Annotated in this window: 8 protein-coding genes; 2 read left to right on the top strand and 6 right to left on the bottom strand. The window is 35.2% G+C overall.

The features are described from left to right. Both A9G32_RS02050 and A9G32_RS02045 read right to left on the bottom strand, forming a co-directional pair. A partial coding sequence (locus A9G32_RS02050) for an IS3 family transposase (protein WP_255307054.1) occupies positions 1-642 on the bottom strand: 642 nt, incomplete at its 3' end. Then, positions 642-944, bottom strand: a complete 303-nt coding sequence (locus A9G32_RS02045) for an IS3 family transposase (RefSeq protein WP_065589744.1) — start codon at positions 942-944, stop codon at positions 642-644. The genes A9G32_RS02045 and A9G32_RS02050, both read right to left, overlap by 1 nt. Positions 945-1068: 124 nt before the next feature. Between A9G32_RS02045 and A9G32_RS02040 the strand changes: the two genes are divergently transcribed. Continuing rightward, entirely contained in the window at positions 1069-1416 is a 348-nt protein-coding gene (locus A9G32_RS02040) for a hypothetical protein (RefSeq protein WP_141672741.1), read from the top strand. Between the two features lie 97 nt (positions 1417-1513). Here the strand turns inward: A9G32_RS02040 and pgl are convergent, their stop codons facing one another. The 4 genes from pgl to A9G32_RS02020 form a co-directional block, all read right to left on the bottom strand. Further along, complete coding sequence (gene pgl, locus A9G32_RS02035; RefSeq protein ID WP_065590364.1) at positions 1514-2212, bottom strand: 6-phosphogluconolactonase; 699 nt, start codon at positions 2210-2212, stop codon at positions 1514-1516. A 13-nt stretch (positions 2213-2225) separates the two neighbouring features. Then, the gene (gene zwf / locus A9G32_RS02030) at positions 2226-3686 is read right to left on the bottom strand and encodes a glucose-6-phosphate dehydrogenase (protein WP_065590363.1); all 1461 of its coding nucleotides are present in this window, start codon (positions 3684-3686) and stop codon (positions 2226-2228) included. A gap of 181 nt (positions 3687-3867) precedes the next feature. Next, on the bottom strand, positions 3868-4152 hold the full coding sequence (gene rplY, locus A9G32_RS02025; RefSeq protein ID WP_034910200.1) for a 50S ribosomal protein L25: 285 nt from the start codon (positions 4150-4152) through the stop codon (positions 3868-3870). A gap of 181 nt (positions 4153-4333) precedes the next feature. Continuing rightward, positions 4334-5206, bottom strand: a complete 873-nt coding sequence (locus A9G32_RS02020) for a D-hexose-6-phosphate mutarotase (RefSeq protein WP_065590362.1) — start codon at positions 5204-5206, stop codon at positions 4334-4336. Positions 5207-5386: 180 nt separating this feature from the next. Between A9G32_RS02020 and hemW the strand changes: the two genes are divergently transcribed. Then, positions 5387-6514 (top strand): radical SAM family heme chaperone HemW, encoded by a 1128-nt coding sequence (hemW, locus tag A9G32_RS02015; protein ID WP_065590361.1) that lies wholly within the window; start codon positions 5387-5389, stop codon positions 6512-6514. Positions 6515-6607 lie beyond the last annotated feature (93 nt).

Raw genomic sequence — 6607 nt, 5'->3', positions numbered from 1 at the left:
ATCATAGGGGCAGCCTTTGCGACTTAACGACCGTTTAATTCCAAATGCTGTTAAACATTCATCAATCAAATGATTATCAAACTCTTTTCCTCTATCAGAATGAAACAACTCAATCGTCTGTAAGTTCATTGGAATTTGACTCATAGCTTGCATGACCAGTGCCGCTGTTTTATGCCTGCCAGCACTTCGCCCCACTATTTCTCGATTACTGATATCAACAATTACACAAAGGTAGTGCCAACGTTGTTTAACCCTTACATAGGTTAAATCGGTCACCAATATCTTTCGTGGTTGACCTATATCAAATTCTCGATTCAGTTCATTCCCCACCAGCGATTCATTGCTTTTTTCTGTATGAATACAATATTTTTTACAGGTGTATTTCGAAACCCAGCCATTTTTCGCCATGATTCGACCTATTCGGCGTCGAGATACGGTTATGCCTTGCTTTCTCAGCTCTGCTTGCAAACGCCTTGTGCCATAAGCACGATAATTAGTATTAAAAATTTCATCCACTATTTCACTCAGTGATATATCTTGTGATTGCTGCGTTAATTGCCGTTGATAATAGAAACGATTTCGGGTTACATTTAAACATCGACATAATGCACGTAAGCTGTATCGATGCTTATTATGTAAAATTAACTCGATTTTCTTCCCATTATCAACGTCGCTTGCTTTAGGATATCATTCTCCATTAACAAGCGTTTATTCTCTTTGCGTAGCGCGATAAGTTCGTTCTCTTCAGTTCGACGATTATCTTTTGCGATGAATGAGCCGGTAGTTTGGTACTGCATTATCCAATTATCTAATGCTGATTTGGTGAGGTCATACTCTGCGACGATATCCGCACGTTTTTTACCATTTTGATATAGCATGACCATTTGTTTTTTGAACTCGTTAGTAAAGCTACGTTTTGCTCTTCGTGATGAATCGATTGCCATTGTTGTTACCTTCTTTTATTTTTAGTTTATCATAACAATGACCTTATAAAACTGGTACTAATTAGTGTAGCCGATCCATATTCGCCCCATGATCCATCTGGCAAAAAATAATCCTAGTGTGATCATGATTTTAATGTTAACCCCCGTCTTTTTAATCTTATTGCCATTTTATACGGTGGGTTACTTTATGTCGGAATGCCTATGCTGGCAACCTCGTTGGCCAAAAGTGATCAGGCAAGCGGGTAAACCGGGTAAACCTCTACCAAAAGAAACCACCCTATCAGATTACCCACCCGATGTACAAAAGGCAATTTTAGATAGTAGCCAAGAGTGGGGCGTGATTGATGACGAAACGGGTGAACTTATTGACTATGGTCAATTTAAAAGACCCAAGAAAAAAGCCAGCCGAAAAAGAAAAACAAAAATAGCAAAACAAGCTGAAAAGCCTATAAAAGAAAACTCAGGGGATTAATTGGTAAGATAAAAGCACTACTCATCCTGTACTTTGGAATCAAAGTTTATCATAAAAAATCATTGCCGACGTAAGTCGGCAAAAAAATGAGGAAAATTTAAGATACGGTCCAAAACCCAGTTATATTAACTTTATCCTGCTGCAAAACAGCACGAATAGGCATTTGATTAACATCATTATCTTTTTCGGCTTGTTCTAATACACGCAATTTGCTTTCACCAACTAAATGTAGGTAGATATTTTTGCTATTTAAAATAGCTGGCAATGTTAATGTAATACGATCTAGTGGTGCTGTTAATGGTGTCATACCAACAACTTTCCGTCCAGATTTCATATCTAAACCACTAGCCAAATTAGCAGCGCCTGGGAATAATGAGGCAGTATGCCCATCTTCTCCCATACCTAAAATCACTACATCAAATGGCATCGGAACTTTATCTAAAAGTTTATCTGTAACTTCTGCACCATCAAATGGATTATTACAACTGTTTTTTAAACCAACAAAATTAGCCAATTTAGCATTATTTTGTAATAGATAAGTGTTCACTAACTTTTCGTTACTAGCATCATCAGTATCATCAACCCATCTATCATCCACCAACGTAATAAAAACTCGGCTCCATTCTATATTTTGTTGACTTAGTGAAACAAATAATGGAATAGGTGTTTTCCCCCCCGAAACAGCAATAGAAGCATGTCCTTTTTGTACAATGGCCTGTTTTAATTCATTGACGATATGTGAGGTTAAATCTTCGATCAATAATTGACTATTTTGATATTTATTTAACGTAAACATAGTTATTTTTCCTTTATTCAAATTCGTGCCATGAATGCCCATCTTTAGTGATTAAGGCAACGGATGCGACTGGTCCCCAAGTTCCGGCTTGGTAGGTTTTTGGGGCATCATTTTCTGATTCCCATGCACTAATAATTGAATCAACCCATTTCCATGCAGCTTCAACTTCATCACGATGAACAAATAATGCTTGGCGACCACGCATAACTTCAAGTAATAAACGCTCATAAGCATCAGCACTTTGTTGGTGAAAAGTTTCGCTGAAACTTAAGTCAAGTTTAGTGGTTTGTAAATTATGATTACTATCCAACCCTGGTACTTTATTTAGGATTTCAATATCCATACCTTCATCAGGTTGTAAACGAATCGTCAATTTATTTTGTGGCAATTCTGGATAAAATTCACTAAATAAATTAAGCGGTAATGGTTTGAAATAAACTACAACTTCAGAACATTTACTTGGTAAGCGCTTACCAGTACGTAAATAAAAAGGAACACCTGCCCAGCGCCAGTTATCAATATCAACTCGAATTGCAACAAATGTTTCGGTATTACTTTTTGGGTTTGCGCCATCTTCTTCCAAATATCCCGGCACATTAACACCATTAACAAAACCTGCTGTATATTGCCCTCGAACTACTTTTTCACGAATATTGGATTTGTTAATTGGTCTAAGCGCATTAAGTACTGCTATTTTTTCATTACGCAAACTATCATCTTCAAGATTAGCAGGTGGGGACATGGCAATCATGGTTAATATTTGTAATAAATGGTTTTGTACCATATCACGCATTTGACCAGCTTTATCAAAATATCCCCAACGGCCTTCAATACCTACTTGTTCAGCTACCGTAATTTCAACATGATCAATTGAATTACGATCCCAAAATGACGCAAACACTGTATTAGCAAATCGTAAGGCTAATAGGTTTAATACTGATTCTTTACCTAAGTAATGATCAATACGATAAACTTGCGACTCACTAAAGAATTTAGCCACCGAATCATTGATTTCACGAGATGACTTGAGATCTGTTCCAAGTGGTTTTTCCATCACAATGCGGTTTTGCGATTGATTTAATCCTGCAGCAGCTAAACCTTGACAAATAGTCCCAAAAGCACCCGGGTGCATTGCAAAATAGAAAATAGCTGGATGATTCAAATCAAGTTTATTTTTCAATCCTTCAAAACCAGCACTATCATTAACATCTAGCTTATGAAAGTCCAATCGTTGGCTAAATCGTTGCCAAATATTATCGTCTAACGGTTCTGGCATAAACGAGATTAGTGCTTCTTTTGCTACCTCACAATAAGCGGCATGATCCCAATCAGCGCGCCCTACGCCTAAAATCTTTGTTTGTTCAGGTAGTTTTCCGTACTTTTCTAATTGATATAAAGACGGTAATAATTTACGTCTTGTCAAATCCCCTTTAGCACCAAAAATAACTAAATCGCAAGCTGGGATATCAGACATGGTTTTCTCCTACGATGGTATAATGTAATTATTCTATTATGTTGAATGGTTGGTGTACACCCGATTAATAGGATAAATCATAGTAATAGGCATTATCCTTTGTTTACTCTAAAACAAAAAGGCCACCTCTGGGTGACCTTTTGCTTGAAACAAGTTATTGGGTAATTTCCCAATAAGCAAATTATGCTCGTACAAAATCCATATGAACTAATTTTGGTTTAAATGCATGACGTTGTACTGCTTGCACTTTTACTTTAACTGCTTTTCCGTCAACTTCAATAGTTAACACTTCAGAATAAAATTCTGGTTTTTCTTGCATATTAAAAACTTGGTTGTGATCAAGCACAACAGAGACTGCAGGTTCAGTTCCACCATAAATAATGGCTGGGAATTTACCAGCGTGACGCAGGCGGCGGCTCGCACCCTTACCATGCTCTTTTCTAACTTCAGCTTTGAATGTAAACATATTAATTTCTCTTAATTATTTAAAATAGAAACCAATTACAGGCGACCCAGTAATTGGCTATCAAACTAGTACTTTAAAAAGCGTTGGAGATTATAAAGTGTTATCCCTCTAAACGCAATCAATTAATCATATTACAAATCAGTAAAATATTGATTACGTATATGGAATATTATATGCACACTTAGATCAATTCTATTTTAAAACCATAAGTTGATTTTTTATTCGGTAATAACTTTAATGGTTTTGTGATACAACCTGCTTCGACACAAACCATAGATTTATACTCATCATCACCAAAATCTCCCATTGATTTAGCTTTATTTATCCATGGATTCCAAGTAACAATATCACTTACATTAGTATTGGTTAATTGAATTGTTCGAGTGCCATCAGTAACAGTGATTTGATTACTTGCATTGGTATAAATACGATCGACTTCTTGATTAAATGTCAATTGACCTACAGTCGCTGGTTTGTTTTCATCAGCAAGTCTTTCTTGATAAGCTTCACCTAAACCTTTGACTACAACACTATCAATATTATCAACTCCAAAATAAGTATGTAGAGCACTAGTTACATCAAAGTCTGCTGAGCAGCTTAAAGAAACTTCACAAGTTTTACCTAGATGAAGATTTAATGATACCGAGAAAGGTTTGCTACAATAAGATTCTGTCTGCGGATTATTAGTGAGCGATAAAACAAGGGTAACGCCTTGCTCGTCCTCTTTACATGAATCTAATGTCCATTCGACAATGCGTGCAAAACCATGAGAAGGATTGCCTAACTGACCAAACCAAGGCCAACAAACAGGCACTCCACCTCGAATAGCTACACCTTTTTTAAAATTTGTTTTGTTACTCAGCCAAACAACTGGTGTTTGTTCAGTAGATGGTTGCCAAAATAATAAGTGTGCACCTTGTAATGCAACAGCAGCACAACAAGTGCTATGATTAATAACTAAAATTGGCAGTTCACCATAAATTGATTGTTTAATTGATGAGCTTAAGGATACACCTGATAAGCTACTCTCTAAAATCTCTTTATATATACTCATATTTACTCCTAAATAATAAATTTAACAACTTATTGATAATTGTATACTTCTTAAGTTAATAATAAAAACATAATAGATGCAAAAGCATTTTTTAAAGAATTGGAGTAAAATAAAGCACTATAAATAGTGAAACAACACTCTAATTGTTTTTGTCAAAAAGTTTCAGGTAACACTACGTTTATGTATAAAATCCCATTAAGTTTATATATTCATATGCCATGGTGCGTACAAAAATGTCCCTATTGCGATTTTAATTCACATACCATAAAAAAAACGCCAAATTATGAATCTTATGTAGAGCATTTGCTTAAAGACCTACAAAACGATACTATTTTCTGTTCAAACCGCTCAATTCATTCAATCTTTATTGGTGGAGGTACACCTAGTCTATTTTCAGCCGAGTTGATTGATAAATTATTATCAAATATAAATAAGATCATCCCTATACATAAGGATGCTGAAATCACCATTGAAGCTAACCCAAATTCTGTTGATATAGAAAGATTTAATGGCTATCAGCAAGCAGGTATAAACCGAATATCAATTGGCGTGCAAAGTTTTCAAACCGATAAACTTGTTAAATTAGGACGGGTACACGATCCCAAAGAAGCAATCACAGCTGGAAAACTTGCCAAAACATTAGATTTAAGAAGTTTTAATTTAGATTTAATGCATGGTTTGCCAAATCAAAGTATTGATGATGCTCTATATGACCTAAAACAAGCCATTGCTATTGCACCACCGCATTTATCTTGGTATCAATTAACGATTGAGCCAAATACGCTATTTGGTTCAAAACCACCAGTTTTACCTGATGATGATAAACTTTGGGAAATTTATCAACAAGGTCATCAATTATTAACTGAAAATGGTTACCAACAATATGAAACTTCTGCTTATGCTAAAGAAGGATTACAATGCCAACATAATTTAAATTATTGGCGATTTGGAGACTATTTAGGCATTGGATGTGGCGCTCATGGTAAATTAACGCAACCTGATGGGAAAATTATTCGCACTATAAAAACTCGTCATCCAAAAGGGTTTTTAGAGGGGCGTTATTTAGATAAATATTATACAGTCCCAAAAGAGGAATTACCTTTTGAATTTTTTATGAATCGTTTTAGACTTTTTGAATCAACACCTAAACATGAATTTGAACAACGGACTTATTTACCTTTACACTCAGTTGAAAAACAAATAGCGATTGCCATTGAAAAGAACTATTTAATTGAGGATAAACAAAACTGGCTGGTAACTGATCATGGCAAGTTATTCTTGAATTCGTTATTAGAGATGTTTTTATAGATAACATTTTGAAATACCTATATTTATCTAAAAAAACTTATCCTTTACGTTTATTTAACATGATAGATACGAACTATTTAATCAATTATTCAC

Origin of the sequence: Gilliamella sp. Gris3-2, assembly GCF_001690345.1 — a bacterium.
Classification (GTDB): domain Bacteria; phylum Pseudomonadota; class Gammaproteobacteria; order Enterobacterales; family Orbaceae; genus Gilliamella; species Gilliamella bombi.
Note: the sequence above shows the minus strand (reverse complement) of the source record. Positions and strands in the feature narration are given on the sequence as shown.